This is a genomic window from Thioalkalivibrio nitratireducens DSM 14787, from assembly GCF_000321415.2.
Classification (GTDB): domain Bacteria; phylum Pseudomonadota; class Gammaproteobacteria; order Ectothiorhodospirales; family Ectothiorhodospiraceae; genus Thioalkalivibrio; species Thioalkalivibrio nitratireducens.
This window is the reverse complement of the sequence record NC_019902.2, coordinates 2,416,438-2,442,961: the sequence shown is the minus strand read 5'-3', so window position 1 is coordinate 2,442,961 and position 26,524 is coordinate 2,416,438. Positions and strand designations below refer to the sequence as shown.

The 26,524-nt window shown below is 67.1% G+C and carries 24 protein-coding genes; 15 read left to right on the top strand and 9 right to left on the bottom strand.

Features of this window, described 5'->3' with window-relative positions; genetic code table 11:
* Nucleotides 1–171: 171 nt before the first annotated feature.
* Complete coding sequence (gene metG / locus TVNIR_RS11190; protein WP_015259136.1) at nt 172–2,223, bottom strand: methionine--tRNA ligase; 2,052 nt, start codon at nt 2,221–2,223, stop codon at nt 172–174.
* A 222-nt stretch (nt 2,224–2,445) separates the two neighbouring features.
* Between metG and apbC the strand changes: the two genes are divergently transcribed.
* Entirely contained in the window at nt 2,446–3,537 is a 1,092-nt protein-coding gene (gene apbC / locus TVNIR_RS11185) for an iron-sulfur cluster carrier protein ApbC (protein WP_015259135.1), read from the top strand.
* Between the two features lie 3 nt (nt 3,538–3,540).
* The gene (dcd, locus tag TVNIR_RS11180; protein ID WP_015259134.1) at nt 3,541–4,107 is read left to right on the top strand and encodes a dCTP deaminase; all 567 of its coding nucleotides are present in this window, start codon (nt 3,541–3,543) and stop codon (nt 4,105–4,107) included.
* Nucleotides 4,108–4,252: 145 nt separating this feature from the next.
* On the opposite strand, the gene fabA is transcribed toward dcd, so the two are convergent.
* Entirely contained in the window at nt 4,253–4,765 is a 513-nt protein-coding gene (fabA, locus tag TVNIR_RS11175; RefSeq protein ID WP_015259133.1) for a 3-hydroxyacyl-[acyl-carrier-protein] dehydratase FabA, read from the bottom strand.
* A 254-nt stretch (nt 4,766–5,019) separates the two neighbouring features.
* On the opposite strand from fabA, the gene TVNIR_RS11170 reads away from it, so the two are divergent.
* From TVNIR_RS11170 to mnhG, 9 genes are all read left to right on the top strand, one after another.
* Entirely contained in the window at nt 5,020–6,375 is a 1,356-nt protein-coding gene (locus TVNIR_RS11170) for a hypothetical protein (protein ID WP_043740588.1), read from the top strand.
* A 92-nt stretch (nt 6,376–6,467) separates the two neighbouring features.
* Complete coding sequence (locus TVNIR_RS11165) at nt 6,468–7,145, top strand: TIGR04211 family SH3 domain-containing protein (protein ID WP_043739654.1); 678 nt, start codon at nt 6,468–6,470, stop codon at nt 7,143–7,145.
* A gap of 174 nt (nt 7,146–7,319) precedes the next feature.
* Nucleotides 7,320–9,671, top strand: coding sequence for a putative monovalent cation/H+ antiporter subunit A (locus TVNIR_RS11160; protein ID WP_015259130.1), 2,352 nt, complete (start codon nt 7,320–7,322; stop codon nt 9,669–9,671).
* Nucleotides 9,668–10,093: a Na+/H+ antiporter subunit B gene (locus TVNIR_RS11155; protein ID WP_006749081.1), complete on the top strand. Its 426-nt coding sequence runs from the start codon at nt 9,668–9,670 to the stop codon at nt 10,091–10,093. The genes TVNIR_RS11160 and TVNIR_RS11155 overlap by 4 nt, the downstream gene beginning before the upstream one ends.
* 2 nt (nt 10,094–10,095) lie before the next feature.
* A complete protein-coding gene (locus TVNIR_RS11150; protein WP_015259129.1) occupies nt 10,096–10,443 on the top strand; it encodes a Na+/H+ antiporter subunit C in 348 nt (115 codons plus the stop codon).
* Between the two features lie 8 nt (nt 10,444–10,451).
* Nucleotides 10,452–11,984 carry a Na+/H+ antiporter subunit D gene (locus TVNIR_RS11145; RefSeq protein WP_043739652.1) on the top strand — a complete coding sequence of 511 codons (1,533 nt, stop codon included), beginning with the start codon at nt 10,452–10,454 and terminating at the stop codon, nt 11,982–11,984.
* Nucleotides 11,981–12,454 carry a Na+/H+ antiporter subunit E gene (locus TVNIR_RS11140; protein ID WP_015259127.1) on the top strand — a complete coding sequence of 158 codons (474 nt, stop codon included), beginning with the start codon at nt 11,981–11,983 and terminating at the stop codon, nt 12,452–12,454. Before TVNIR_RS11145 ends, TVNIR_RS11140 begins: the two co-directional genes overlap by 4 nt.
* Before the next feature lie 9 nt (nt 12,455–12,463).
* Complete coding sequence (locus TVNIR_RS11135; protein ID WP_006749077.1) at nt 12,464–12,739, top strand: monovalent cation/H+ antiporter complex subunit F; 276 nt, start codon at nt 12,464–12,466, stop codon at nt 12,737–12,739.
* Between the two features lie 7 nt (nt 12,740–12,746).
* Complete coding sequence (gene mnhG / locus TVNIR_RS11130) at nt 12,747–13,157, top strand: monovalent cation/H(+) antiporter subunit G (protein WP_043740585.1); 411 nt, start codon at nt 12,747–12,749, stop codon at nt 13,155–13,157.
* Nucleotides 13,158–13,208: 51 nt separating this feature from the next.
* On the opposite strand, the gene TVNIR_RS11125 is transcribed toward mnhG, so the two are convergent.
* The 7 genes from TVNIR_RS11125 to TVNIR_RS11095 all read right to left on the bottom strand — a co-directional run bounded on the left by TVNIR_RS11125 (nt 13,209) and on the right by TVNIR_RS11095 (nt 20,974).
* The gene (locus tag TVNIR_RS11125; RefSeq protein WP_015259125.1) at nt 13,209–13,658 is read right to left on the bottom strand and encodes a hypothetical protein; all 450 of its coding nucleotides are present in this window, start codon (nt 13,656–13,658) and stop codon (nt 13,209–13,211) included.
* A 155-nt stretch (nt 13,659–13,813) separates the two neighbouring features.
* Nucleotides 13,814–13,993, bottom strand: coding sequence for a hypothetical protein (locus TVNIR_RS11120; RefSeq protein ID WP_015259124.1), 180 nt, complete (start codon nt 13,991–13,993; stop codon nt 13,814–13,816).
* A gap of 10 nt (nt 13,994–14,003) precedes the next feature.
* Nucleotides 14,004–15,011, bottom strand: a complete 1,008-nt coding sequence (locus TVNIR_RS11115) for an ABC transporter ATP-binding protein (protein WP_015259123.1) — start codon at nt 15,009–15,011, stop codon at nt 14,004–14,006.
* On the bottom strand, nt 15,008–15,982 hold the full coding sequence (locus TVNIR_RS11110) for an ABC transporter ATP-binding protein (RefSeq protein WP_015259122.1): 975 nt from the start codon (nt 15,980–15,982) through the stop codon (nt 15,008–15,010). Before TVNIR_RS11110 ends, TVNIR_RS11115 begins: the two co-directional genes overlap by 4 nt.
* Before the next feature lie 3 nt (nt 15,983–15,985).
* Nucleotides 15,986–17,317: an ABC transporter permease gene (locus TVNIR_RS11105; RefSeq protein ID WP_015259121.1), complete on the bottom strand. Its 1,332-nt coding sequence runs from the start codon at nt 17,315–17,317 to the stop codon at nt 15,986–15,988.
* Nucleotides 17,318–17,348: 31 nt separating this feature from the next.
* Nucleotides 17,349–18,455: an ABC transporter permease gene (locus tag TVNIR_RS11100; protein WP_015259120.1), complete on the bottom strand. Its 1,107-nt coding sequence runs from the start codon at nt 18,453–18,455 to the stop codon at nt 17,349–17,351.
* Complete coding sequence (locus tag TVNIR_RS11095; protein ID WP_015259119.1) at nt 18,452–20,974, bottom strand: solute-binding protein; 2,523 nt, start codon at nt 20,972–20,974, stop codon at nt 18,452–18,454. The genes TVNIR_RS11100 and TVNIR_RS11095 overlap by 4 nt, the downstream gene beginning before the upstream one ends.
* Nucleotides 20,975–21,065: 91 nt before the next feature.
* On the opposite strand from TVNIR_RS11095, the gene TVNIR_RS11090 reads away from it, so the two are divergent.
* The 4 genes from TVNIR_RS11090 to TVNIR_RS11075 all read left to right on the top strand — a co-directional run bounded on the left by TVNIR_RS11090 (nt 21,066) and on the right by TVNIR_RS11075 (nt 26,520).
* Nucleotides 21,066–21,944, top strand: coding sequence for a hypothetical protein (locus TVNIR_RS11090; protein WP_157092265.1), 879 nt, complete (start codon nt 21,066–21,068; stop codon nt 21,942–21,944).
* Nucleotides 21,945–22,110: 166 nt separating this feature from the next.
* A complete protein-coding gene (locus TVNIR_RS11085; protein WP_015259117.1) occupies nt 22,111–24,453 on the top strand; it encodes a toxin-antitoxin system YwqK family antitoxin in 2,343 nt (780 codons plus the stop codon).
* A gap of 196 nt (nt 24,454–24,649) precedes the next feature.
* Nucleotides 24,650–25,720: a ligand-binding sensor domain-containing protein gene (locus tag TVNIR_RS11080; protein ID WP_015259115.1), complete on the top strand. Its 1,071-nt coding sequence runs from the start codon at nt 24,650–24,652 to the stop codon at nt 25,718–25,720.
* Nucleotides 25,717–26,520 carry a hypothetical protein gene (locus TVNIR_RS11075; RefSeq protein WP_015259114.1) on the top strand — a complete coding sequence of 268 codons (804 nt, stop codon included), beginning with the start codon at nt 25,717–25,719 and terminating at the stop codon, nt 26,518–26,520. Before TVNIR_RS11080 ends, TVNIR_RS11075 begins: the two co-directional genes overlap by 4 nt.
* Nucleotides 26,521–26,524: the final 4 nt, after the last annotated feature.

The window sequence follows — 26,524 nt, the reverse complement described above, 5'->3', positions numbered from 1 at the left end:
GGCAAAAGGGCAGAAGCTTACGCGAGCCCGGGACGTAAGAAAACATCTGAGAAAACTCCCGCGGCTGGCAAGCCCCCCGGAGGTGCGCGCAAACGCAGCGATTCGCATCGCCGCCCGGCTTTGCCAATGCCGATTCCAGCATGCTGGCCGTCGAACGGCTCCATCAGAACCCTACTTCACGCGCATGCCGGGCCGGGCGCCTTCGTCGGGGGCGAGCAGGAAGAGATCCCCGCCACCCGGCCCGGCTGCGAGCACCATTCCCTCGGACACGCCGAAGCGCATTTTCCGCGGCGCCAGGTTCGCAACCATCACCGTCAGCCGGCCATTGAGATCCTCCGGGCGGTAGGCCGAGCGGATGCCGGCGAACACCTGGCGCTGCTCCGCCCCCAGATCCAGCGTCAGGCGCAGCAGCTTGTCCGCACCTTCGACGTACTCGGCAGTCGCGATGCGGGCGATGCGCAGGTCGACTCGGGCGAAGGTCTCGAAATCGATGGTCTCGGCGATCGGGTCCATGGCGGGAGTCTCTCCGGCGCGGGGGGTGGGCGCGGGTTTTGTCGGCGCCAGATTGGAACTCGAGGCCGCGAGCAGGCCTTCGACCGCAGCCGGCTCGATCCGGGTCATCAGAGGTTCGTAGGGCTGGATGCTGCCGCCGGTCAGCGCCTGCGCGCGCGAGGCCCAGTCGAGTTCGGGCCGGTTCAGGAACGCGCCGGCGCGGGCCGCCAGCCGGGGCAGTACCGGCGCGAGATAGATGGCCAGGATGCGGAACAGCTCCAGCCCCTGGGTGCAGATCGCCTGCACCTCGCTGGCACGCTCTGGATCCTTTGCGAGCACCCACGGGCGGGCCTCGTCGATGTACTGGTTGGCCTGGTCGGCCAGCGCCATGATCTGGCGCATCGCCTGGGCGTACTCGCGTGTTTCGTAGTGTTCCGCGATCTCGGCGCCTTCTGCCGCGAAAAGCTCGTGCAGGTCGGGGCGGGGCAGGGTACCGGCAAGGCGGCCGTCGAAGCGCTTGGTGATGAAGCCCGCGCAGCGGCTGGCGATGTTCACCACCTTGCCGACCAGGTCGGCGTTCACGCGCTGCACGAAGTCGTCGAGGCTCAGGTCGATGTCGTCGACGCCGGCGCTGAGCTTCGCCGCGAAGTAGTAACGCAGCGCCTCCGGGTTCAGGTGGCCGAGGTAGTCGCGCGCGCGGATGAAGGTGCCGCGCGACTTGCTCATCTTCTGGCCGTTCACGGTCAGGAAGCCGTGGCAGAAGACCGCAGTCGGCGTGCGAAAGCCGGCGCCGTGCAGCATCGCCGGCCAGAACAGGGTATGGAAATAGGCGATGTCCTTGCCGATGAAGTGGTACATCTCGGTATCGGAGTCCGGGCCCCACCAGGCGTCGAAATCAAGCCCGTGCTTTTCCGCGTAGGCCTTGAAGCTCGCCATATAGCCGATCGGCGCGTCGAGCCAGACGTAGAAGAACTTGCCTGGCGCATCCGGGATCTCGAAGCCGAAGTAGGGCGCATCGCGGGAGATGTCCCAGTCCGCGAGACCGGCCTCGAACCACTCGTTCAGCTTGTTGCGGATCGCGCTTTGCAGCCGGCCGGAGCCGGTCCAGTCGCGCAGAAAGGCCGCGAAGTCGGTGAGCCGGAAGAAGTAGTGCTTGGAGTCGCGCGCGACCGGGCGGGCGCCGCTGATCGCCGAGACCGGGTCGATCAGGTCGGTCGGGCTGTAGGTCGCGCCGCAGACCTCGCAGGAGTCTCCGTACTGGTCAGCCGCGCCACACTTCGGGCAGGTCCCCTTGATGAAACGGTCCGGCAGGAACATGCCGGCCTCGGGATCGAAGGCCTGCTGAATCGTGCGCGTCGCGATGTGACCGCCGGCCTTCAGCCCTTCGTAGATTCGCGTTGCGCAGTAGCGGTTCTCTTCCGAGTGGGTGCTGTGGTAATGGTCGAAGTCGACGAGGAACTCGGCGAAGTCGGCCTCGTGTTCCTCGCGGACCCGTGCGATCAGCTCTTCCGGCTCGATGCCCTCGGCACGGGCTTTCAGCATGATCGGCGTTCCGTGGGCGTCGTCGGCGCAGACGTAGATCGCCTCGTGGCCGCGCGCGCGCTGGAACCGGGCCCAGATGTCGGTCTGAATGTACTCGACCAGGTGCCCGAGGTGGATCGGGCCGTTTGCATACGGCAGCGCGCTGGTGATCAGGATCCTGCGCGGGGTTACGGGATTCACGGGCGTCATCGCGGGGGGCTGATCCTCGGTGGGAGCGGGGGCGCTGAGCGGAACCCGATATTTTCGGGTCTGCGGGCAGTCTTGTCGAGCCACGGGGTCCCGGTGCCGCTTTCCGGCCCGGGGTTCGCATCGCGGGGCGCCCATTTTGCCCCGGCATGTGCGTGATTTGGCGGCGCCCTTGACGCCCGGTACTATGCGCGTCCTACACAAATATCAGGAAACCACGCAACCATGTCCGAGCTATCGCGTCTGCAGATCGAAACGGCCCTGAAAACGGTTCAGGACAGGTACATCGAGAAGGACCTGATGGCCGCTGGCGAGGTCAAGGATATCCAGATCGACGGCGCCCGTGCTACGGTCATGATCGAGCTCGGTTACCCGGCCGCGGGTTACTTCGACGAGTTGCTTGCGGAGGTCGAGAAGGCCTTGCAGACCGTGCGTGACCTCGAGGGCGCGGAGGTGCAGATCTCCAGCCGCGTGGTCTCGCATGCGGTGCAGAAGAGCCTGCAACCGATGCCGGGCATCAAGAACATCATTGCGGTGGCCTCCGGCAAGGGTGGCGTCGGCAAGTCGACTACCGCAGTAAACCTCGCGCTCGCGCTGGCCGCTGAGGGCGGCAAGGTCGGTGTGCTGGATGCAGACATCTACGGCCCCAGCCAGCCGCGGATGCTGGGCATCAAGGACCAGCCGGAGTCGAAGGACGGCAAGACCATGGAGCCCCTGCAGAAGTACGACCTGCAGGCGATGTCCATCGGTTTTCTGATCGAGGAAGACACTCCGATGATCTGGCGTGGGCCGATGGTCACGCAGGCGCTGGAGCAACTGCTGCGCGACACCAACTGGCACGATCTCGACTACCTGGTTGTCGACCTGCCGCCGGGCACCGGTGATGTGCAGCTGACGCTGTCGCAGAAGATCCCGGTCAGCGGCGCGCTGATCGTGACCACGCCGCAGGACATCGCGCTGCTGGACGCCCGCAAAGGATTAAAGATGTTCGAGAAAGTCGACGTTCCGGTGCTCGGTATCGTCGAGAACATGAGTATCCACATCTGCTCGAACTGCGGTCACGAGGAGCACATTTTCGGTCACGGCGGCGGCGAGCAGATGGCGAAGGACTTCGGGGTCGACCTGCTCGGCGCGCTGCCGCTCGACATCCAGATCCGCGAGCAGGCGGATGGGGGCGAGCCGACCGTGGTGCGCGAGCCCGACAGCAGGATCGCCGAGATCTACCGGGAAATCGCCCGCCGCACCGGCGCGAAGCTGGCCGAGCAGAGCAAGGACTACAGCGGCAAGTTCCCGAACATCGTGATCAAGAACACCTGACCGATGCCGATCAAGTCGGACCGGTGGATCCGGCGCATGGCCGAATCCACCGGCATGATCGAGCCGTTCGAGCCGGGGCAGGTGCGGTTCCGCGGGGATCACCGCATCGTGTCCTACGGCACCTCGAGCTACGGCTACGACGTGCGCTGTGCTGATGAATTCAAGATCTTCACCAACATCAACAGTTCGGTGGTCGACCCGAAGTCCTTCGACGAACGCAGCTTCGTCGACGTGAAGGCCGATGTCTGCATCATCCCGCCGAATTCCTTCGCGCTCGCGCGCACCGTCGAGTATTTCCGCATCCCGCGCAACGTGCTGACCATCTGCCTTGGGAAATCGACCTATGCTCGCTGCGGTATCATCGTGAACGTGACCCCGCTGGAGCCCGAGTGGGAGGGACATGTAACGTTGGAGTTCTCGAACACCACGCCGCTGCCGGCCAAGATCTACGCCAACGAGGGCATTGCCCAGATGCTGTTTCTGGAGTCCGACGAGGTCTGCGAGACGTCGTACCGCGACCGTGGCGGAAAGTACCAGGGCCAGCGGGGCGTCACGCTCCCGAAGACCTGAGCGCGCCAAGCGCGGGCTGCCGCCGCGGGCTGGCCCGGAGGGCGGGCGCAGCGTCATCCACCGCTCGGCGCTTACGCCGATCCCGTTCCGGCACCACGCGACTGCCCCGGTGTGGGAACGGCGGTGACGGCCTTCGGCGGCCGGGTCAGAAATTCTCGGTCGAGGTGAACAGGCCGACCCGCAGGTCCTTGGCGACGTAGATCTCGCGGTCGTCCACCCGCACCGAGCCGTCGCCGATCCCCAGCACCAGCTTGCGGGTGATCACCCGCTTCATCTCGACATGGTAGGTCACCTTCTTTGCGGTGGGCAGTACCTGGCCCGTGAACTTCACCTCGCCGACGCCGAGCGCCCGCCCACGCCCGGGGTTGCCCAGCCACGCCAGGTAGAACCCGACCAGTTGCCACATCGCGTCCAGGCCCAGGCATCCCGGCATCACCGGATCGCCGGGGAAATGGCAGGCGAAGAACCAGAGATCGGGGTGGATGTCGAGTTCCGCGACCATCTCGCCCTTGCCGTACTGCCCGCCGTCGCTGTTGATCCTCAGCACCCGGTCCATCATCAGCATGTTCGGAACGGGCAACTGGGCGTTGCCCGGGCCGAACATGTTGCCGTAGCCACAGGCCAGTAGCTCGTCGCGGTCGTATTGATCCTTTTGCATCACTGATCCCGGCGGAAACCGGGTATTGGACCGAAACCGGCCGGCAAAAGCAATTATCGACCCGGCTCCGGCCCATCCCGCCCGTTCAAGGATGGCGAGTGGGCCATGCGGGAGGCTCACCATCAGACCGCGTTGCCAGACACGCCGGCGCGGCAGTGCCCCAAACCGGCCGTCGACCCTGCATCGGGGTCCCGGATCGGCCATACTTCGCGGTCCGATGGGGCGGTTGGGGAGGTTGCGTGACGGTAACGGTTCTGATCTGGGTTGCGGCTGTGGTCGCCGCCATCGTGCTGCTGGACCTGGCGCGCCACCCGATCCGGCGTTTCCTGGTGGCCACCGCGACGCTGCTCGCCCGGATCACCTGCGGTCTGCGGACCCAGTTCGTCCGGTTGCGCGACCGCGTTGGCCGCTGGCACGGCGCCCACCTCGCGCGCCTGGAAGCGGGCCAGCTTGTGGATGCCATCGATGCGCTGGAGCGCGATTACGCGCGCCTGATCGGCCACGACCTCGCGCAGTTGCCGGCATTGCGGCAGGACACCCACCAGGTGCTCAGGGAACTGGAGGCGGCCTACGCACGGGAGGAGACCGGGCTCACCGACGAGCCCCCCTGGGTGCAGCGACTCGAGGTGCTCGCCCGGACACCGGCAGGGGACCAGCCGCAGAGCCAGCGGCTTGCACGGGACATGCAGGAAACCGTGCTGCGTATCGCGCGCCTGGCCCTGGAGGAGCACCGGCAGCACGCGCGGGCACTGGTGAACACGCGGCGGCGGCTGCGGGAGCCGCTCGGAGAACTGGTGTCTCGCCTGGCTTCGCTGCAGGAACGCCTCGCACAGCTGCAACAACAGGCGCAGGGTCTGGACGACACGCTGCAGCGTTTCGAACGCCATCGCGGGCACCGGTCCCTGCGCCTCCCGGTCTATGCCCACGCCGGGAGCCAGTGGGTATTGCACGCTGCGGGTCTCGCGCTTGCCGGGCTGGCCGTGTATGTGTACCAGCAGGTGTTTGCAGGCTCGTTCGAACTGCTGTTCCCGGGCGCTTCCGGTACCGAGGTCAGGACCGCTGATCTCGCGATCTGGGCGCTGCTCGGCACCGCGGGCCTCAGCGGCTGGATCCTGGCCGAGACGCGCGTCGCGGCCCCGCCCGGGATCACCCCGCTCGGTAGCCTGGGGGCGCTGCCGAGGGCCGTGGTCGGCGTTCTGGCCGGAGGGGTGTTGCTGGCTACGGTGATCGTGTCGATGGTGAACGGTTATCTGCGCGACTGGCTGATCTACCGCGTGGAATTGATCGACGTACTGATGGCGGGTAACGACGCCCCCCCGGTTCCGGACGTGAACTGGGTGGCGCAACTGCTCGGCGGGCTGCTCGGGCTGGTGCTGCCGCTGGTGGTCGCGCTCGCGCCGCTCTGGCTGGTCGGCTTGATGGCCGCCACGCGCGTGCTGTTCGGCGCCGCCCTCTGGTTCCTGCTCGCGCTGCTGGCCGGGCTGCTGCAATGGCTGGCGGGGGTCTCCTGCCACCTGCGTCGTTGGCTGCCGGCAGGCTTCGATCTGCTGATCGTCCTGCCCGAAGCGGTACGGCGCTGGCGCTACGGAGGTGCGGAGTTCCGCAGCTGACGGTTCCCGATGGGGAGGCACCGCGCGCGATGGCTGGTAGACTGGCGCGCGTTTGACTGGATACGGCAGGCAACGGCCGGGAGAGAGATGCCATGGGTTTAAGGTTCGCCGTCGTCGCGATCGTCGCAGGGCTTGTCGTGGCGTTTTCCATGCAGGCAGCGGCGCAGGACGCGACGCGCTATGTCAGCGAGGAACTCGAGGTCGGTGTGCGCGCCGGCAAGACGCTGCAGCACCGGATCATCCGCAGCGCGCGCAGCGGCCAGGAAGTGACGGTGCTGCAGCAGGATGCAGACGGTCACTCGCTGATCCGTTTTGCCAATGGCACCGAGGGCTGGATCCTGACCCGGTACCTGCAGGACGAACCCCACTCGCGCGAGCGGCTCGCCGCGGTCCAGGCCGAACTCGACGAGATCCGGTCGGGTACCGATGACCAGGCCGGACGCATCGCCGAGTTGCTGGAGACGCGGCGCGACCTCGAGGCCGAACGCGAGTCGTTGCAGCGCCACATCGCTGGCCTGGAGAATGAGTTGGAGGAACTGCGCGACGTTGCGGCCCGTCCCCAGGAGATCCGCGCGCAGAACGCGCAGCTGCGCAGCGCGCTGCTCGAGGCGCAGGACTCGGCCGAGGACTATCGGCGGCGGGTCGAGGTGATGCGGGCGGACAACCACCGCAAGTGGTTCATGACTGGCGCACTGGTCACCGTGGGGTCGCTGATTCTCGGGATCCTGCTTACCCGGATTCCCCGGCGTCGGCGCAGCAGCGAGTGGTGAGCCGCTCGGACCCAGCGCCAGCGAGGTCGCTTGCGCGGGCGCGGATCCGCCGCTAGCCTTCGCGGGGTTCTGGGGGCAGTCGTGTAACCCCCTGCTCTCTGCTTCGCGGCCAGGCTGGTGTTGGCCGTTGCTGCCGGGTGAGGCCCGGGTCCATCACCAAGGAATCCTGACTGGATGCTTTACGCGATTCTGTCGACCTTTCTGCTGGCTGCGCTCGCGCCCTGGGTGCACCGGCTGACCGGCCGGTACAGCGGCTGGGTGCTCGCGCTGCTCCCGGCGTCGCTGTTCGTCTATTTCTTGAGCTTCCTGCCCGAGGTGGCCGCCGGCGGGACGGTGGTGCTCGGTCCGTCGGCCGGAGGATGGGCGCCGGCCTGGCTGGACGCGGCGCTGGGCCGAATGCTCTGGATGCCGGGGCTGGAGATTCAGCTGTCGTTCCTGGTCGACGGCCTGTCGCTGCTGTTCGCACTGCTGATCTCGGGGATCGGCTTCTTCATCGTCAGTTATGCGGGGCGCTATCTCGAAAAGAGCCGGGATCTGGGCCGGTTCTATGTCGTGATCCTCGCGTTCATGGGCTCGATGCTCGGGCTGGTGCTCGCGGACAACCTGATTGCGATGTTCATCTTCTGGGAGTTGACCAGCGTCACCTCCTATTTGTTGATCGGCTACAACCACGAGGATGCTAAGGCGCGCAAGGCCGCGTTGCAGGGCCTGATCGTGACCGTCGCCGGCGGACTCGCGCTGCTTGCGGGCATCGTGATGCTCGCGCTGGCCAGCGGCAGTTACGAGCTCTCCGAGATCCTGAATTCCGGCGATGCGGTCCGTGAGCACGCGCTGTACCTGCCGCTGCTGCTGCTGATCCTGCTCGGGGCGTTCACCAAGTCGGCGCAGGTGCCGTTCCATTTCTGGCTGCCGAACGCGATGGCGGCGCCGACCCCGGTCTCCGCTTATCTGCATTCCGCGACCATGGTGAAGGCGGGCGTGTACCTGCTGGCGCGCCTGAATCCGTCGCTGGGGGGCACCGAGGTCTGGTTCACGCTGCTCGCGCTGTTCGGTGCGGTAACGATGTTCGTCGGGGTGTTCCTGTCGTTCCGCAGCACCGGCATCAAGAGCGTGCTGGCGTATTCGACCGTGATGGCGCTGGGCACGCTGACGATGCTGATCGGCATCGGCACCGATACCGCATTGCTCGCGGCGATGGCGTTCCTGCTCGCGCATTCGCTGTACAAGGGCGCGTTGTTCCTGGTCGCGGGCATTCTCGACCACAAGGCAGGCGCGAAGGATTTCCTGCAAACCGGCGGGTTACGAGCGGCGCTGCCGGTCACATCGGCGTTCGCGATTCTCGCGGCATTGTCGATGGCCGGTGTATTGCCGCTGTTCGGTTTCGTCGCCAAGGAACTGATGCTCGAGTCGGTGCTCGGTGCTCCGGGCCTGGTGCCGCTGCTGGCGCTGCTCGCGATCGCCTCGGCAATCCTCGGGGTTGGCGTCGCGGCGATTGTCGGTATCCGGCCATGGTTCGGCCCGCGCGTGGAGACGCCGAAGACACCGCACGAGGCGCCGCCGGCACTGATCGCGGGTCCGGCGGTGCTGGCGAGCCTCGGGCTGGTGTTCGGTCTCGGCACGGGCCTCGCCGAGGACGGCATCCTCGCCGCCGCGGCGCAGGCGGTGAACGGCGGCGTGCCGGTGGATGCGTACCTGGCGCTGTGGCATGGGCTCAACTGGCCGCTCGCGATCAGCGTGCTCGCGCTGGTGGGCGGGCTGTTCCTGTACAGCCGCTGGGACCGCGTGCGCGAGCAGCTGGCCTGGGTCGATACCGCGTCGCGCTACGGTCCCGAGCGCGGCTACGACAAGATGATGGACGGCATCGTCGGCGTCTCGGACTGGCAGACGCGGGTGCTGCAGAGCGGCTATCTGCGCTTCTACATCATGTTCGTGATCGTCTCCACCGCGCTGATGGTCGGCGTGACTGCGCAGATCTTCGGCGTTTCCGTCGGCCCGCTGGCGATTGCCGATCTGCGCCTTTACGAGATGGCGATCGTCGCGATCATGGCGTTGTCCGCGCTGTACGCGATTCTTACCCGCTCGCGCCTGGGCGCGGTCGCGGCGCTGGGTTCGTTCGGCTTTACCGTCGCGTTGGTGTTCGTGCTGTTCAGCGCGCTGGATGTGGGCATCACCCAGATCCTGGTCGAGACGCTGACGGTGATCCTGCTGGTGCTGGTGCTGTTCCGCTTGCCCGGCTTCCTCGGCCTGTCGCCGTGGTGGGTGAAGCTGCGGGATGCGACGATCGCGCTTGCGGCCGGCGGCATGGTGACATTGCTGATCCTCAGCACGCACAGCGCGCGCGAGTTCGATTCTATTGCGCGGGAACTGATCGAGTGGTCGGTGCCCGAGGGCTATGGCCGCAACGTGGTGAACGTGATCCTGGTGGATTTCCGGACGCTGGATACGCTGGGTGAGATCTTCGTGCTGGCGCTGGCCGCCGTGGGCGTCTACGCGATGATCCGATTCCGCGCGGAGGACCGTCGATGAACATGTATTCGCTGATCCTGCGTACCGCAGGAAATTTCCTGCTGCCGCTGCTGCTGCTGTTCTCGGTGTTCCTGCTGTTGCGCGGCCACGACGAGCCCGGTGGCGGATTCATCGCCGGGCTGGTCGCCGCCGGTGCAATCGTGCTGTACGTCTTCTCGATGGACATCGCGTCCGCGCGCCGGCTGCTGCGCGTCGATCCGCGTGATCTGCTCGGTGCGGGGATGGTGATCGCGGTGCTCAGCGGCGCGCCGGCGGCGTTTCTGGGTCAGCCGTACTTCACCGCGCAGTGGTGGGAGTTTGCGCTGCCCGGTGGTGGCGAGCTGAAGCTGAGTACGGTGCTGATCTTCGACATCGGCGTGTATCTGGTGGTCGTCGGCGCGGTGCTGACGATCATTCTCAACCTGGCCGAGGCGGAGGACTGACGATGGAAGTCGTGATGGCCGTCACCGTCGGCTTCCTGTACGCCGCGGCGCTGTACATGATGCTGCGCCGGTCGATCGTCAAGCTCGTGATCGGCCTGGTGCTGTTGTCGAACGCAGCGAACCTGTTGATCTTTACCGCTGCCGGCATGGTGCGCGGCGCGCCCCCGCTGATCTACCCGGGCGAACTCCTGCCGCCCGGCGTCAGCGCCGACCCGCTCGCGCAGGCGCTGATCCTGACCGCGATCGTGATCGGGTTCGGGGTGCTGGCGTTCGCGGTGGTGCTGATTCACCGCGCCTACGAAGTGGTCGGCGCCGATGACATGGATCAGATGAAGGACACCGATACATGAGCGCGTACATGGACGCGCTGGTTGCGCTTCCCGTCATCCTCCCGCTGCTGATCGGGGCACTGTCGCTGGCGCTCTGGCGCTCGCATGCCGCGCAGAAGCTGCTGGGCGTGTTCGGCACGCTGGCGCTGCTGGCGGTGTCGGTGCACCTGCTGTTCGAGACCTGGGAGCATGACCATCTGGTGATGCACATGGGAAGCTGGCAGGCGCCGTTCGGCATCGTGCTGGTTTCCGACATGCTCTCGGCGATCATGGTCGTGCTGACCGGGATCATCGGTCTTGCGACCGCGATCTATTCGCTGTCCGACATCGGCAGCCGGCACGAGCGCTTTGGCTACTACCCGCTGTTCCACCTGCTGCTCGCGGGCGTGAACGGCGCGTTCCTGACCGGCGACATCTTCAACCTCTACGTGTGGTTCGAGGTGATGCTGGTCGCGTCGTTCGCGTTGCTGATCCTTGGCGGCGAACGCGCGCAGATGGAAGGCGCGATCAAGTACGTGACGCTGAACCTCGTCTCGTCGATGCTGTTCCTGACCGCGATCGGTCTGCTCTATGGCCTGACCGGCACGCTGAACATGGCCGACATCGCGGTGCGGCTGGGCGAGGTGGAAGACACCGGCCTGGTGACCGTGATCGCGATGCTGTTCATGGTGTCGTTCGGGATCAAGGCCGCGGCGTTCCCGTTCTTTTTCTGGTTGCCGGCGTCGTATCACACGCCGAAGGTCGCGGTCTCGGCGCTGTTCGCGGGCATGCTGACCAAGGTCGGGGTGTACGCGCTGTTCCGGGTGTTCACGCTGATCTTCAACCAGGACGTCGACTACACGCACGAAATCCTGCTGTGGATCGCGATGCTGACCATGCTCACCGGCGTGCTCGGCGCGGCGGCGCAGTTCGAGTTCCGGCGGATCCTGTCGTTCCACATCATCAGCCAGATCGGCTACATGATTCTCGGCCTCGCGCTGTTCACTCCGCTCGCGATCGTCGGCGGGGTGTTCTACATCATGCACCACATTATCGTGAAGGCGAACCTGTTCCTGATCAGTGGCCTGACGTATCAACTGAAGGGATCGCACGAACTCAAGGAACTGGGCGGGCTGTACCGTTCGCATCCGATGCTCGGGGTGCTGTTCATGGTGCCCGCGCTGTCGCTCGCAGGTCTGCCGCCGTTATCCGGGTTCTTCGCGAAGTTCATCATCATCCGTGCCGGCATCGAGGTCGAAGCCTGGCTGGCGGTAACGGTGGCGCTGGTCGTCGGTCTGCTGACCCTGTATTCGATGGTCAAGATCTGGAACGAGGTGTTCTGGAAGGCGCAGCCCGAGCCTGCCGGCCGCGCCGCCGGCAGCGGTGCGCCGGCCGGGTCGCTGTTCTGGATGTGGCCGCCGATCGTCGGCCTCGCGCTGATGACGGTGATGATCGGGCTCTATGGCCAGCCGATCTTCGAAATGGCCGAACTGTCCGCCGAGCAACTGCTGGATACCTCGCGCTATATCGACGCGGTGCTCGGTGCCGACTACGTCGAGTCCCTGCAGGAGATGCGGCGATGATTGCGCTGATCTGGAACATCGCGCTGGCGCTGATCTGGATGGCGCTCACCGGCTCCTTCACCGGCGCGAACCTCCTCCTTGGATTCGTCCTGGGCTATCTCGTGCTCGCGCTGACGCTGGGGCGCAAACCTGACGTTCGCAAATACCTGTTGAAGGTGCCGCGGTTCTTCGGGTTCGTCGGCTATTTCTTCTGGGAACTGCTGCTGTCGAATCTCCGGGTCGCCTACGACGTGCTGACGCCGACGCATCACATGAGCCCCGGCGTGATCGCGATGCCGCTGGACGCCGAAACCGACGGCGAGATCACCATCGTCGCGAACCTGATCTCGTTGACGCCCGGGACACTGAGCCTGGACGTGTCGAGCGACAAGAAGGTGCTCTATATCCACGTGATGTACCTGGACGACCGCGACGCGGTGATCCGGAGTATCAAGGTCCTGGAGGCCCGCGCGCTCCAGGTGTTGCGCTGAGGGACCGGTATGTTCGATTACGCGATCTTTCTCGCCTACGCGCTTCTCAGTCTGGCACTGGTGTTGAGTTTTATACGCCTCGTTCTCGGGCCCACGCTACCCGATCGCGTGGTGGCGCTGGAGCTACTCGCGTCGCTGACCGTCGGCTTCATCGGCGTTGCGGTGGTGGCCACGGGTCGATCCGCGTACCTGGACGTGGCACTGGTGCTGGCGCTGACCGCGTTCCTCGCTGCGATCGCCTTTGCACGCTATCTCGAGAAGGGAGGGCACCGCGTCGATGATTGAATTCTCGATGATTGAGTTACTGACCGCGGTGTTTCTGGTGGCTGGAGCCGGCTTCATGCTGATTGCCGCGATGGGTTTGCTGCGCATGCCGGATCTGCTTACACGCATGCACGCTACAACCAAGGCGGGCGTGCTCGGTGCCGGTCTGATCATGGTGGGTGCCGCGATCTACATTGGCCAACTGACGGTGGTGGTTAAGGCCATTGCGGTGGTTGCTTTCCTGATTCTCACCGCGCCGGTAGCCGCGCACGCGATCGGCCGCGCCGGCTACTTCGTCGGAGTGCCGCTCTGGTCGCAGACGCACACCGATGAGTTGAAAGGCCGCTACGATCAGAAAACCCACACGCTGGCATCGTCGGGCGAGAAGGGGTCTGCCCAGCGGGACCAGGGGGCGCGCGGTAACCGTTCGGAATCGTGAGTGTCACGGGGCAGGGGCGGCAGTTGCCGCCCCTGCGATCGTGGGCGATGGTCAGGCCGCGTAGCGCGCCTTGGCTTCCCGGGCCGCCTGCGCCTCCTCGGCCGAGTAGGCCTTGCCCGACCAGAGCATTTCGTACGCGATTTCCTCGTTGCCGTTCTCGCACAGGTCGAGTACTTCGCGGAACAGTGGCTGGAACGTCTCGCTCCGGTGCGAGGCCTCGTGGTCCTCGAAGGATCTCCAGAACGTGATGATCAGGGCCTCGCGATCCTTCAGCGGGCTGTCCACGGCCTGGCCGACGGTCGAGCCCTCGTTCGATACGGCGCCGGAATTCAGCGCGACGAAGCCGCCGACGAATCCCGTGTCCGAATGGTAGGTCTTCACATTCTCGCACAGTACCGCGACCCGCTCCTGCAGATCGTCCACCGTGTACTCGGGCTTGATGATCACGCGGTTGAGGGTCACGACACCATCGGTAGGGAAGTTGCTGATGAGCTGACTCATGACTGCCTCCTGGGCTGGATACCGCCCCGGGACGGGGCGTTTCGGTACATCGTTGAACGCTAATCTATATTCCTGAGTGAAATAGTCAAGAATAGCCCTGCCCGGCGTACCCCGATTGACCGGAAGGCCGCGCTGGCGGCGAGCGCCGCCGACGATCAACGGCGGCGCTGGAATCCCCGGATTGCGCCGGCGATCCCGGCGAGCATGCCGCCGAAGGCCACCGCGTAGGCGAGCAGCGACAGCGCGAGGCCGGGTTCGAGCGCCCGGGTCGCCTGTGCGAGCAGCAGTGCGAGCCCGGCAAGCGCCACGGCAACACCCACGATCAGCAGCCGCATCGACGCCACCTCAACGGTGCAGCCAGCAGGCGGCACGGTGCCCGGGGCGCGGTTCGAAATTGGGCGGATCCTCCCGCTCGCAGGTGCCTTGAATCATCTGCGGGCAGCGCGGGTGGAAACGGCAGCCGGAGGGCGGGTTCATCAGGCTGGGGGCCTCGCCCGGGGGTACCGCCCGTTCCCGTTCGGCATTGTCCGGGTCGGGATCGGCGATCGCGGCGAGCAGCGCCTGTGTGTACGGATGCTGCGGGTGGTTCAGCAGATCGTCGACCGCTGCCTGCTCGACGATCCGCCCGGCGTACATCACGAAGATCCGTTCCGCGAAATGGCGCACGGTGGAGAGGTCGTGGGTGATGAACGCCAGGGTCAGGCCGTATTCCTGCTGGATCTGGCGCAGCAGCTGCAGGATCTCGACGCGCACCGACGCGTCGAGCATCGACACCGGTTCGTCGGCGATGATCACCTGCGGGCGCAGGATCAGCGCCCGTGCGATCACCACGCGCTGCTGCTGGCCGCCGCTCAGCATGTGCGGGAACTTCGCCAGAAAGTCCTCCGGCGGTGTCAGGCGCACCTCCTCGAGGACTGCCCGCGCGCGCCGGTCGCGTTCGCTGCGGTCACGCACGCCATGCACGATCAGCGGCTCGTGCAGGATGCGGCGGACGTCCATGAACGGCGGCAGTGCGCCGTACGGATCCTGCTGAACGTAGCCGACGCGCGCGAGATAATCGTTGCGCTCCGAGGGGCGCATCTCCTGCAGCGGGCGGCCCTCGAACACCACCTCGCCGCGGGTCGGCGGGTGCAGGCCCAGCAATGTCCGGGCGAGCGAACTCTTGCCGCAGCCGCTCTCGCCGACGAAGGCCACCGACTCGCTGCGGCCGAGTTCGAAGCTGACCCCGTCGACCGCGCGCACCGAACCCACGCGCAGGAATCCCCACTGGCGCAGGTCGAACCAGGTGTGCAGATCGTGCACGGCCAGCACGGGGCCGGACGCCGGCGGCATCGTGGACGGTTCGGCGCTCATCGGCGTATCCCCGCGGCATGGAGCCAGCAGCGTACCCGGTGCCGGTCGCCGACAGCGATCGGCTCCGGGTCGAGGCCGCAGCGTTCGAAGCGGAAGGGGCAGCGCTCGGCGAACCGGCAGCCCTCCGGCGGATTCAGCAGGCTCGGCGGCTGTCCCGGAATGTGTTCGGGCCGCTGGCGCTGGTGCAGGCGCGGGACGCTCGCCATCAGCAACTGCGAATAGGGGTGCGCCGGTTCCCGGAAGAAGTCCCGCGCATCGGCGAACTCGACGATCTGGCCCGCGTACATCAGCGCGACCCGCTCGGCGATCTCGCTGGACGTGGCCACGTCGTGGGTGATCAGCAGGAAGCTGGTGCCGAGCTCGCGCTTGATGCGCTTCAGCGCATTCATGATCCCCGCCTGCGTCAGTACGTCGAGCGCCGAGGTCGGCTCGTCCATGATCACGAGATCCGGTTCGGTCACCAGCGCCATTGCCAGTACCGCGCGCTGGCGCATCCCGCCCGAGAGTTCGAACGGGTAGCGCTGCAGGAAGTCCGGTGAGATGCCGACCAGGCCGAAGACCTCGGCGGCGCGGGCCAGCGCCCGTTTGCGCGGCCAACCCCGGTGTACCCGCAGCGGCTCGGCGACCTGTTCGCCGACCCGCACGACCGGGTTCAGCGCGTTCATCGCCGCCTGCATCACCAGCGACAGCCGCACCCAGCGCACCTCGCGCCGGAACCGCTCCTCCGAGTAGCCCATCGTTTCGGTGCCGTCGACCTTTACGCTGCCGCTGAACTGCTGCACGTTGCGCGGCAGCACGCGCGTCAGCGCCTTCGCCAGCGAACTCTTGCCGCAGCCCGACTCGCCGAGCACCACCAACGCCTCGTTGCGCCGCAGGTCGAAGCTGACGCCGTCGACCGCACGCACCACGCCGCGCCCGCTGCGGTAATGCAGCCGGAGATCCTCGACCTGCAGCAGGGGTTCGCCGGCCATCGTCTACATGGCCCTCAGACGTGGGTTGAAGACCCGGTCCAGCGCGAAGCCGAGCATCGCGAAGCCGAGACCGGTCAGCATCAGCAATGCCGCCGGCGACAACACCCAGTAGTAGAAACCGTGGTACAGCGCGCTCTGGGTCTGGGCGTCGTTCATCACCTTGCCCCAGGTGGGCAGAACCGGGTCGCCGAGCCCGAGCAGCGCGAGCGACGCCTCGAGGAACACGAACGACGGGATCAGCGTGACGAACGTCGGGATCAGCACCGGCAGGATGCGCGGGATCATGTAGCGCAGCACGATGCGCGCGTTGCCGGCGCCGTAGGCGCGGGCGGCCTCGATGTACGGCGCCTCGCGGATCGGCAGCAGCATCGCGCGGTACATCTTGATCCCGGCGCTGAAGATGCCGAGCGCGATCACCACGCCGAGCATCACCCAGATGCTGGTCGAGTACAGCGTGCCGACCATCACCAGCACCGGCAGCAGCGGCAGGATGATATTCACCTCGGTGAGCCGCTGGATCACCGCGTCGACCCAGCCGCCGTACCAGACCCCGGCGGCGGCGATGACCAGCGTCGTCACCGTGGTGCCGACGGCTGCGAGCAGGCCGAACGCCAGTGCGACCGGGATCCCCCAGAGCAGTGCCACCATCAGGTCGCGGCGCTGATGATCAGTGCCGGCGAGGCCGTGCACCCGGCCGTAGACGACCAGGTCGGCGTCGATCGTGGCCTGTTCCTCGAACACGATCGCGTCCAGCACCAGCCGGTAGCGCCCGGGCAGCGCTTCCGGAACATCCTCGGCCCCGGGTTCGGCGAACAGGCCCACGTGTGGAACCCGGCCGAGGCGCCGCTCGAGGCCCCAGTCCTGCGAGATCGAAATGCGCTCGTCGCGTGCGAGCCGGCGTCCGCCGAGTATGAACTCGCGCCCGTCGGGGGTTTCCCAGGTCAGGCGCACGAACGGCTCGCGTTCGGCGAACTCCGAGGTCAGGAACAGGTTGAGTTCGCTCGGGAAGCCCTTGTGGGCGTAGTCGAACTCCAGCGGAATGCGCACACGGCTGCCGCCCTCGAAAGGCTCGTGGTCGGTGGCCGCGTCGCGGCTCGAGATGACCTGGGTGCGCGGCAGGTCGCCGCCCGCGATCCGGTCCACCCAGACCGGCCGGGCGTTCACCGGGTGCATGCGCCAGACCTCGCCCCCGCGCCAGAGCTCCAGTGCCTGCCCGTACGGAATCGTGACCACGGTGAACACCGCAGTCCCGACCAGCGCCGCGATGATCAGAAGCCCGACCAGCGCCGACGGATAGCGCGCAAGCTGGCGCAGGCCTTCCAGGATCGGCCTCATGTCGCCACCTCTGCCATGGTGCCGGCGCGGCTCATCGTCCCGCTCCCACGCGCACCCGCGGATCGAGCATCGCGTAGAGGATGTCGAGCAGGAAGACCGTGATCGCAAGCAGGTAGGCGAAGATCACGACCGTGCCGATGATCACCGGCGTGTCCCGGTGTCCGATCGCCTGGAACAGCAGCGTGCCGAGCCCCGGCCAGTTGAAGACCTGCTCGAGGATGATCGCGCCGCTCCACAGCCCGATCAGCATCAGCGCGAAGCTGGTGATGATCGGCGACAGCGTGGGCCGCAGGATGTACCGCTGTTCGATCAGCCGCGAAGGCAGCCCCTTGGCCCGGGCCATCTCCACGTAGTCCTCGCTCGAGTGGATCAGGAAGAACGTGCGCCACGAGTAGATCGAGATGAAGATCGTCGAGATGAACATTGCCGCGAGTGGCAGCAGCATGTGCCGCAGCAGGCTCGCGGCGTACTCCAGCGTACCCTCCGGAGGCGGCACGTCGACCATGCCGCCCGCGGGCAGCACCGGAATCAGGAACGCGAAGATCAGGATCAGGAAGATTCCATAGAACCAGCCCGGCGCCGCGGAAGTCGGGGCCAGCGCGATCACGCTGCGGTCGAGTGCGCTGCCGTAGCGTCGCGACAGCCCGAGCGCGATGAACACCGAGGTGAAGAACACCAGCAGGTTCGCGGTGCCGAACAGCAGCAGTGTCGCCGGCAGCCGCTCGACGATGATCCAGTACACCTCGCGGGCGCCGCGGTCGCTGTGCATGTGTTCGGCGCGGCCGAGATCGAGGCGGATTGCCTGCTGCAGGTAGTCGACGCTGCGCACGATGAACGGCTGGTCCAGGCGCAGCCGTTCCACTTCGAACTGCGCCTGGCGTTCGATCAGCTCGTTGCGTTCCTGCAGGCTCATGTCGAAGAACGCCGGGTCCGCCCGCACCTGCTCCGCGACCGTGCTCTGGATCTGTACCAGCCGCAGCTCGTCGACCTGTCCGCCCATGTTCGCGATCAGGATCGTCAGGTACACCCCGACCAGCACGGTCAGGAACAGCGCGATCAGCCGCTTGGAGGTGAACAGCACCAGCTGGCGGATATCGCGCAGCAGGCCCCGTGCCGGTGCCGCCGCGGTGCCGGTCATCGCGAGCCTCCGTTGCGCGCGGCCGACGGCGCCGGCAATGTCGCGAACACCTGCGACGCGAACGAGGGCAGGGCCACGCGCCGGGAAATCACCGCGAACTCGAGGCTGTTCGCGCCGGTGCCCAGCGCGGCGATGGTGTCCGGCTCCAGGCGCAGGCGCCAGCTACCCGGCCCGTCCGCCTCCGGCGACCCGCGCCGGACCAGCGAGCCGACGCCGTCGAACAGCAGGTACTGCACGTTCTCGATGTCGTCCAGTGGGTACGGCTCGCCGTCGAAGGTCGCGCGCAGCGTGAATTCGGCGGCCGCGCCGGCTTCCACGACCATCGGCCCGTCGAGCTCGAGTTCCGGGATCGCCGGTCGGGTGAAGCGCAGCCATTTGTCGGAGCGGTCGGGGAAGTCCTCGAAGCGCCGCAGCACCAGCGTCCGCTCGAGTGCATGCACCGAGTGCAGGTAGAACGGTCCGTCGCCGACCCAGAAGTGGCCGCGGGCTTCCCGCCAGTCGGCGAGCGCCCGGAACCGCGCGCCGGCCTCGTCCGCGCCGACGAAATCGGCCAGCGCCTCGGGGAACGGCACGAAGCCGTCGTGCAGCGCCGCGTCGAGGTGCCGGTCGAGGATCGCGAGGCTCGGGCCGGCCACCAGGCTCATCCAGGTCAGGCGTTCCCGGTCGGCCTTCAGCGAGGAGAACGCGAGATCGCCGGCCGCCTCGGCACGGATGCCGAGCGCCAGCGTGTGCCACGGCGAGGCCGAAGGCGTGCGCGCGGCGACGATGGTCTCCGCGTCAGGATAGATCTGGTCGCTGTAGATCTCGATCACCAGCGGATCCTGCGAGACGATGCGCCAGCCCCGAAAATGGCGCTGGAAGACCTCGAAGGTCGGTACATGGCTGGGGTCGAACAGCGCGCTGTTCTCATCGGCCCGCTCGAAGCTCAGGATCCACGGCAGCACCATGTCGGCGAGCGAGACCGGCGAACCGTCGTGCCACTGCCGTTCCAGGTATCCCGGCTCGTAGAGTACGCGGGTGCGGGTGCGGGCGGTGACGCCTTCGGGATGGCGTTCGGCGACGGTGACAAAACGCCCGGCAGCGCCGTCCCAGTCGATCCAGGTGTCTTCGGGCACCTCGATGCGCTCGGCGGTTTCGAGACTCAGCCAGTCATGGCTGCGTACCACCGGAACGCCCTCCTGGACGGTCAGTTCCGCGCGCTCGATTCGCTGCGGCCAGTACAGCCCGGTGAACGGATCGGGGATCAGCTCGATGTCGCCGAGCGCGCGCATGATCATCGTATCGAAGATCCAGTTGCTGCCTGCGACCGGGTTCCAGGGCTCGGTCAGCAGGTTCGGCACCGCGAACACCACGCGACCGCCGACCCGGTCGCGGAAACGGATCGTATATGGCCACAGGCGCGATCCGGAGATGCCGCCGGCAAGATCCACCGCGAGTTCGACTTCCCGGGCGTGCGGCAGCACGTTCAGCTGATCGGCGACCCAGACCCGCACCGAGTCCTGCATCGCCAGCTCCAGCGCGCGCGTCATCAGCGCCTCGCGTTCGTCCCAGCTTTCGTAGTCGCGGCGCTGCAGCCGGTCAGCGGCCTCGTCGAACTCGGGATCGGGCGTGTAGACCTGCCAGAGCGGGTCCGGGCGCCCGCGCGGCGTGTAGTAATAGCTGAAGTTCTCGGCCAGATCGCGGTTGATCACGGTCGAGATCCAGCCACCGGTGTACAGGTGCCAGCGCCCGGCGTGCGGATCGCCGGCGATCCAGATGCGCGAGGCCTCCTCTGCGGTGCGGTACAGGCGCTCCACCCGAAATCCGAGATCCTCCATCAGGTTCGCCACGTAATCGCCGACGCGCTTGCGCGCGTCCTCGGTGCGGATCAGCACGCTCACCCGGACCGGCTGCCCCTGATAGACCCAGCGTCCGTCTTCGCGCGTGGCCCCGAGCCGTTCCATCTCGCGCTGAATCACGCGTTCGGCGCGCACCGGGTCGTGCTGGTAGCGCAGCTCCAGCGCGCGCGCCGCCTCGGCAAGCCGCGCATAGTCCGGGAATACGGTGTTCAGCGGCAGGAAACGCGGCACGGCCAGCCCGCCGTAGAGCTCCTCGGCGACGTAGCGGCGGTTGATCAGCCAGTTCAGCGCTTCGCGGACCTCGCGCACGTAAAAGGGGTTGAGTTCGCCGCTGGCGAAATGCGGCCCCGCGGGATTCACGGTCAGTTCCATCGACGAGCCGAACGCGAGATCGTACGCCGCGCGTTCGGAGTCGCGCAGGCGCTGGAACACCGTGGTGCTGGTGACGCCCTGCCCGAACACGTGGTGCGTGCCGGCCTCGATCAGCCCGGTGACCTTGCCGACATCGGACTCCTGCGTGAATACGATCTGATCGACCAGCGCCCCAGTGCGCTCGGCCGGATCCCCCGGCACACCACGGTCTGCGGGCGCCCCGGTACCGGTACTCTCGGGGCGCAGGAAGAGGAGGGCCGCGATGCCTGCGAGAAGCAGCGCGGCTGCGGCAAGTCCGAATCGGTTCATCGTGACTGGGCCAGGGCCCCTGTGGTCGGAAAGCTGCGGACACGATAGTCAACGCGTCCGGGCGCGACAAGGGTGGGGGTGGTCCGGGGGCTTGGAAGGCCGATCGAGTTCAGGCGGCGGCGAAGTCGCGCGCCGCTCGACGATCCGATATAGTCCTGGACTGTCGGATGATGGAACCTTCGTGGCGAGCGCGGTGGTCGACGCTGGGGGAGTTCAGGGGGGCGCGGTGGAGTACCGACCACTCAAGGCATTCCGGGTCCTGGTGTCTGTGATCGGCCTGATCGCCGTGGCCAGCCCGTTCGCTTCGGCGCAGGCGCAAACGTCGCCGGCCCCACCGTCCCTCGGCCCCTCCGACCTTCCGGCGGAACTCCTCGAGCTCGCCCGGCGCGATGCGCTGACGGTGCACGCATTGCGTGCCTGGGGCCTGTTACCCGAACGGTTTACCGGGCTCGCTCTGGCGCTTCGCGCGCAGGACATCGACCTGCTCAGGGCCGACCTCCCCGCGCTTAACCGCTTGGTGCAGGACGCGGCGGTGGCCGGGAGCGTTCTGGCCCCGTACCGCGATGACCTGGGGGCACTGGTGGATGTTTTGAAGCGGATGCTGCAGGCCGCGGCTGTCGCCAGCACCGCGGAGGTGGATGCTGGCCCGGGCGCAGTGACGGTGGCCGACCGCCTGTCAGGGGAGATCCGTGCTCCGATCGACCGGGTGGCCGCTCACGTCGAGGATGCGTTGCTGGCCCAAGATCTGGACGCCTTGCTTGGGTTGACCCATCCGGACCGACGCGAGGCGATCTGGGCAGAGCTGGCCGGCGTCGAGGCGGACATGCTGATCCTGGGCCGCTGGCTGCAGGAGCGGAATCTGGTGCGAGCCTCGGGCGATGCCGCGGAGTTCGATATCGCCATCGGTGACGCAGTCCTGATGATGCGACTGGTTCGGGAGGGCGATCAGTGGTTGCTCTGGGATCTGTGAGGCCCGCCGTCCTGCTTCCAGCCCCTTCCGGCACCCGGGATGCTGTGTGATGCGCGGTCGTCGCTTTGACTGCCATGGCAGCATGGGCCCCGATACCGGCGCCAGCGCGTATGAAGGCAGGAGCACTGGCTTCCCTCGCGATGCTGTGCGGAGGCACAGCCTGATCATGGCGTGCGCGCTCCTGTTGCGGCGCGGGCGGTGGCTTCTTGCGGTCCTGCTGCTCCTGGCCTCGCCGGGCATCGTCCCTCCGGCATCCGCCTACGACGACGTCACCGCGCATCCGGCGATCAACGAGAGCGCGTTCCGGATCTGGTGGAGCGAAACCCATCGCCAGACCCGGCCGGTCGACATGAGTGCCTACGTGCTGGGCCGGGACGACTGGCCGCTGTTGCGGCGCCTGGAGGGTTATACGGTGTTCGAGGCCGGCCGCTGGCATTCCGACATGGTGACCGGGCCGACATCCCGGAACCTCGTCGATTGGATCAAGGACGGTGGCCGTACGGCCGACGCTCCCCATTGGTTTCAGTCTCTGCGCCATTTCTACGATCCCACGAAACCGGAGGGTGAGCGCTACCTGACCGACGTGCCGGAAATGGCGCGCCTGTATGCGAAGTTCCAGGCTGCCGCCGGGCTGGGCGACGGCGTGGCGATCGAGAATCCCCGAATCGATGCACGCCACTGGGCGCTGGACGGCACCGCGCGCGCGCCAGATACTCCGGACAACCGCTATGCGTGGCCGAGGGGACTGGAGGCGATGCGCGCCGCCTTCCGGGAACGGGATCCCGAAACCAAGGAGGAGCTGTTCGCGTTCGCCTGGCGCGTTCTAGGGGAAACGATGCACCTGCTCGCGGACATGACCGTGCCGGCCCATGTCCGCGACGACGCGCATCCTCAACCCGAGTACGTCACCGCCTTCAACCTCCGCGGCGACCCTTATGAGGAACGGATCTTCGGACCCCATGTGATGCAGGTATTCGAAGGCCTGTCGCGTGGGCACATGGGCGGTATCTTCATCGACGACGACATCGATGCACGCCTGGCCGCTTCGGTCCGCCGGGCTGAGCCCGAGGAACTGTTCCACCTCGTCGCCAGTTATGTGAACCGGAACTTCTTCTCGGCAGATACGGTGACTGGAACCCGCAACGGTGAAGAAGTCCTGCCGGCCAACGGTCGGGTCTACCCCTCGCCGCGGCTCGAGGAGCTGACCTGGGAGCAGCACGGGAATACCGGTGGCTACTACGCCGACATCCCGGTGGGGACGAGGGGTTCCCGGCGCGTGCTCCTGCTGCGCGAAGGTACCGATCGGGCGACTCTGGTCGATTACCTACGCGGTCGCTGGCACGATCGCCGCACCTTCGAAACCACCGCAGAGAGCGCGATGAGCCAGGCCCGCGTGCTGCTGCCGATCGCGTTCCTCGGCTCGGCGCGCCTGCTCGATCTGTACATGCCGCGGGTGGAGGTGACCCTGGCCGACTACGATCCCGAGGACCGCAGGCTGGTCGGCGAGGTGATCCACCACCCGTACGGTGCCCACACCGAGAAAATGGTGTTCAACGCAACCGAAAGCGACAAGCGAGTGTTCGACCTGTACCTGAACGGGCGCCTGCAGAGCCCGGCGGCGCACGCCCTCGAGGTCCATGCTGGAATCCTCCAGGGCACCCTGCACGGCCTGCAGGTCAACGCGGGCGACCAAATTCAACTCGTCGTCCACGTCGGCGGAATCCCGATCCGTTCCAACGCGCTGCGTGTCGAGGCGGTGCCCACACCACGGGAAGGCGACCCCATCGCCAGCGGCTGCCCGGGGATCGATCACTCTGGTCTGCGCGTGGTGACCGACGAGTACAGCTTCCGGCCGGGTCGATACCATGTCAACGACCGTGGCGAGAAACATGGTCTGGAGCAGAACTGGTTCGACGCGGCGCGGACTCGGCTGGCCATGCAGAGCTGCTATCGCGACGGACAGCGCCATGGCCAGCAGAAGTCCTGGTACGAGAACGGCAACCCGAGGGACGAGTACCACTGGGTCGGTGGAAAATACCACGGAAGCTATACCCGCTGGGACGAGAGCGGCAACCGGCGCAGCGAGGGAGGCTTCCAGAACGGCATCCCGCACGGAGCTCTGCGCGTCTGGAACGCGTCCGGGCTGCTGGTCGTCGAGCGTCACTACGATGCCGCCTATGGCAAGCGCTACGACCAGGGGGGGCTGCACGGTTCCAACCGGGAATGGTTCGGCAACGGAAATCTGCGTCTCAGCGAACAGTGGGAACGCAATACCCGCCACGGGCCGGCTGTGTACGGGTACGAGAACGGCAACCGGGAATCCGAGGGCGCGTTCCAGCACGGGAGCAAAGACGGCCCCTGGAACTACTGGTCGGAGAACGGAAACAAGGCTGCAGAGGGCGCGTATGCCGAGGGCCAGCGCGTCGGCGTATGGACGTTGTGGAACCGGGATGGTCGCTGCATCACGGTGCGCGACCACAGCACGGGCGAGATCCTCGGGTGTCCGTGAAGGCCGCGCGATGCCTTCCCCACGGCGTCGTCCGGCGGACCGTCCAAGGCAGAATGGACATCGACGGATCGGGCCTTCGCCAGCACACCCGGCCGAGCGAACGGTCGCCAGTGGAGCGGTGCCCGCAGACCTGTCAGTCCGGCTGTCGTCGCAGCGCTGGAGACAGCGAGAGGGCGCACGAACCGGAACGATTCAGATGACGATTGAATGGTCGTCCTGGCGCAGGGCACTGTGGTGCCTGCCACTGGTCCTGGTCTGCGTCCCGGCCGGCATCGCCAGCGCCGGTGTCGTGCAGCTACTGCTTACCTCCGACGACTGTCTGCTGGTGCTGACGCAGGAACAGGGGCTTTTTCGCGAGTGCCCCGAAGACCTGCGCCCGCGCTGGCAGGCCGAGCTTCCCGAACGCCCGGCAGCCGCCACCGAGACCGGAACCGGCCAGCTGTGGCTGGCGACCCGGGGCGGGCTGCTGCGCCAGGATCCCGGTGGTGACTGGGTCCCGGTGGCAGCGGCCGCGGCGGCCTGGGTCCGCTGCGGCGCTGCGCACTGCGTGGCCAAGTTCTGGGGCCGGGGGCTGCATCGCCTCGACCGCGGGGAGATCAGCCGCGTGACCACCGAAGGCTTGCCGCCGATTCCGGTGCAGGATGCACTGCTGCAGTCTGACGGCAGCTTGATCGCCGCGGGATTCGGCACGGGCGTATATCGTCTGGGACCGGGTTCGCAGCGCTGGGAACCGCTGCACGCAGGACTGGACAACCGGCAGGTGCTGGCCCTGGCGGAATCCCCGGAATCCAGCCTCTACGCGGCGACCTTCGGCGGCGGGCTCTACCGGCTGGATCCGGGCCAGCAGGCATGGGCCCGGCTGGAAAACCTCCCGGCAACCGACATCACGGCGATCGCCGTTGCATCCGATGGGCATATCCTGCTCGGCACCCGCCGCCAGGGGCTCTGGTGGTCGACGGACGCGGGCAGCCACTGGTCTAGCGACTCCGGGGTCGACGGGTTGATCGTCTCGGTCGCACTGGGTCCCGCCGGGCTCGGCTGGGCGGCCGACGACGCGGGCGAGCTGTACCGACTGAGCGATGCGCAATGGCGCCGTGTCGCGTTCCGTGACGGCTTCGCGACCCGCGCGGTGGCCGTGGACGACGAGGGCACGATCGTGATCCTGCAGGGGCGCACGTTGTTCCGGACCCGCTACCCTCTGCCGGCGACTGGACCGTCGTCGCCGCGCCGCCCGCCGTGGACGACGCAGCGGAACGGATCGCAATGACCTTCGCACCCTCGGGAGCGTTGTACCTGGGCGCCTGGGACCGGGGGCTGTACCGGTCCCGGGATCAGGGCGGGCACTGGCGGGACGCGGCGGACGGGCTTCCCGGGCCACCCGGTACTGGCGTGCGTACCCTGGGGGTCGCCCCGAACGGCGACCTGCTGGCCGTGGCCAACGACCATGGTCATTCCGCATTCACCGCGCCTCGGGCCAGCTACCGGCAGGAGGATTACCGTCCTTCCGATTACCGCATTTACCGGCGCAGTGGGTCTTCCTGGGAACCCCTGTTCAAGCTCGGCCAGACCCCGGGCGATGAGCCGGTGAACGGCATCGGCCTGCTGCCCGATCGGCGGCTGCTGGCCTGGGGCCGGAACGCGATCGGCATCGCCGACGCCGGCCTGACGGGCTGGCAGGTGGCTCCCTTGCGGGACATGGCGGCCGGACCGCCGCAGATCGCCGCCGACGGCGCGATCTGGGTCGACCGCGGCCGGCCGGGCCACAGCGAGTACTGGGCCCTCCATCCGGGCGAGCCGGACTGGACGGGACCCAAGGCCAGACCCGACGAGCGCTTCCACGGCTTCGTCCCGGTGGACGGCGGCGACTGGCTCGCGCTGACGCCTGAAGGCAGGCTGGCACGGCTGCGCCATACCTCGGAAGGGCTCTCGGTGCTGGCCGTGCACGCCGCACCGATTCCGCTGGAACGCTTTGCCGCCAATGCGGCCGGACACGTCGTCGCCGGCGCTCGCGACAGGGTATTCCTGTCCAGCGACGGAGGGGCGACATGGGACGAAATCACCCCGTAGCGGT

Coding starts and splice junctions, on each gene's coding strand:
- metG (WP_015259136.1), bottom strand. CDS start 2,223: ATGACGCCCGTGAATCCCGTAACCCCGCGCAGGATCCTGATCACCAGC.
- apbC (WP_015259135.1), top strand. CDS start 2,446: ATGTCCGAGCTATCGCGTCTGCAGATCGAAACGGCCCTGAAAACGGTT.
- dcd (WP_015259134.1), top strand. CDS start 3,541: ATGCCGATCAAGTCGGACCGGTGGATCCGGCGCATGGCCGAATCCACC.
- fabA (WP_015259133.1), bottom strand. CDS start 4,765: ATGCAAAAGGATCAATACGACCGCGACGAGCTACTGGCCTGTGGCTAC.
- TVNIR_RS11165 (WP_043739654.1), top strand. CDS start 6,468: ATGGGTTTAAGGTTCGCCGTCGTCGCGATCGTCGCAGGGCTTGTCGTG.
- TVNIR_RS11160 (WP_015259130.1), top strand. CDS start 7,320: ATGCTTTACGCGATTCTGTCGACCTTTCTGCTGGCTGCGCTCGCGCCC.
- TVNIR_RS11155 (WP_006749081.1), top strand. CDS start 9,668: ATGAACATGTATTCGCTGATCCTGCGTACCGCAGGAAATTTCCTGCTG.
- TVNIR_RS11150 (WP_015259129.1), top strand. CDS start 10,096: ATGGAAGTCGTGATGGCCGTCACCGTCGGCTTCCTGTACGCCGCGGCG.
- TVNIR_RS11145 (WP_043739652.1), top strand. CDS start 10,452: ATGGACGCGCTGGTTGCGCTTCCCGTCATCCTCCCGCTGCTGATCGGG.
- TVNIR_RS11140 (WP_015259127.1), top strand. CDS start 11,981: ATGATTGCGCTGATCTGGAACATCGCGCTGGCGCTGATCTGGATGGCG.
- TVNIR_RS11135 (WP_006749077.1), top strand. CDS start 12,464: ATGTTCGATTACGCGATCTTTCTCGCCTACGCGCTTCTCAGTCTGGCA.
- mnhG (WP_043740585.1), top strand. CDS start 12,747: ATGATTGAGTTACTGACCGCGGTGTTTCTGGTGGCTGGAGCCGGCTTC.
- TVNIR_RS11125 (WP_015259125.1), bottom strand. CDS start 13,658: ATGAGTCAGCTCATCAGCAACTTCCCTACCGATGGTGTCGTGACCCTC.
- TVNIR_RS11120 (WP_015259124.1), bottom strand. CDS start 13,993: ATGCGGCTGCTGATCGTGGGTGTTGCCGTGGCGCTTGCCGGGCTCGCA.
- TVNIR_RS11115 (WP_015259123.1), bottom strand. CDS start 15,011: ATGAGCGCCGAACCGTCCACGATGCCGCCGGCGTCCGGCCCCGTGCTG.
- TVNIR_RS11110 (WP_015259122.1), bottom strand. CDS start 15,982: ATGGCCGGCGAACCCCTGCTGCAGGTCGAGGATCTCCGGCTGCATTAC.
- TVNIR_RS11105 (WP_015259121.1), bottom strand. CDS start 17,317: ATGAGGCCGATCCTGGAAGGCCTGCGCCAGCTTGCGCGCTATCCGTCG.
- TVNIR_RS11100 (WP_015259120.1), bottom strand. CDS start 18,455: ATGACCGGCACCGCGGCGGCACCGGCACGGGGCCTGCTGCGCGATATC.
- TVNIR_RS11095 (WP_015259119.1), bottom strand. CDS start 20,974: ATGAACCGATTCGGACTTGCCGCAGCCGCGCTGCTTCTCGCAGGCATC.
- TVNIR_RS11085 (WP_015259117.1), top strand. CDS start 22,111: ATGGCGTGCGCGCTCCTGTTGCGGCGCGGGCGGTGGCTTCTTGCGGTC.
- TVNIR_RS11080 (WP_015259115.1), top strand. CDS start 24,650: ATGACGATTGAATGGTCGTCCTGGCGCAGGGCACTGTGGTGCCTGCCA.
- TVNIR_RS11075 (WP_015259114.1), top strand. CDS start 25,717: ATGACCTTCGCACCCTCGGGAGCGTTGTACCTGGGCGCCTGGGACCGG.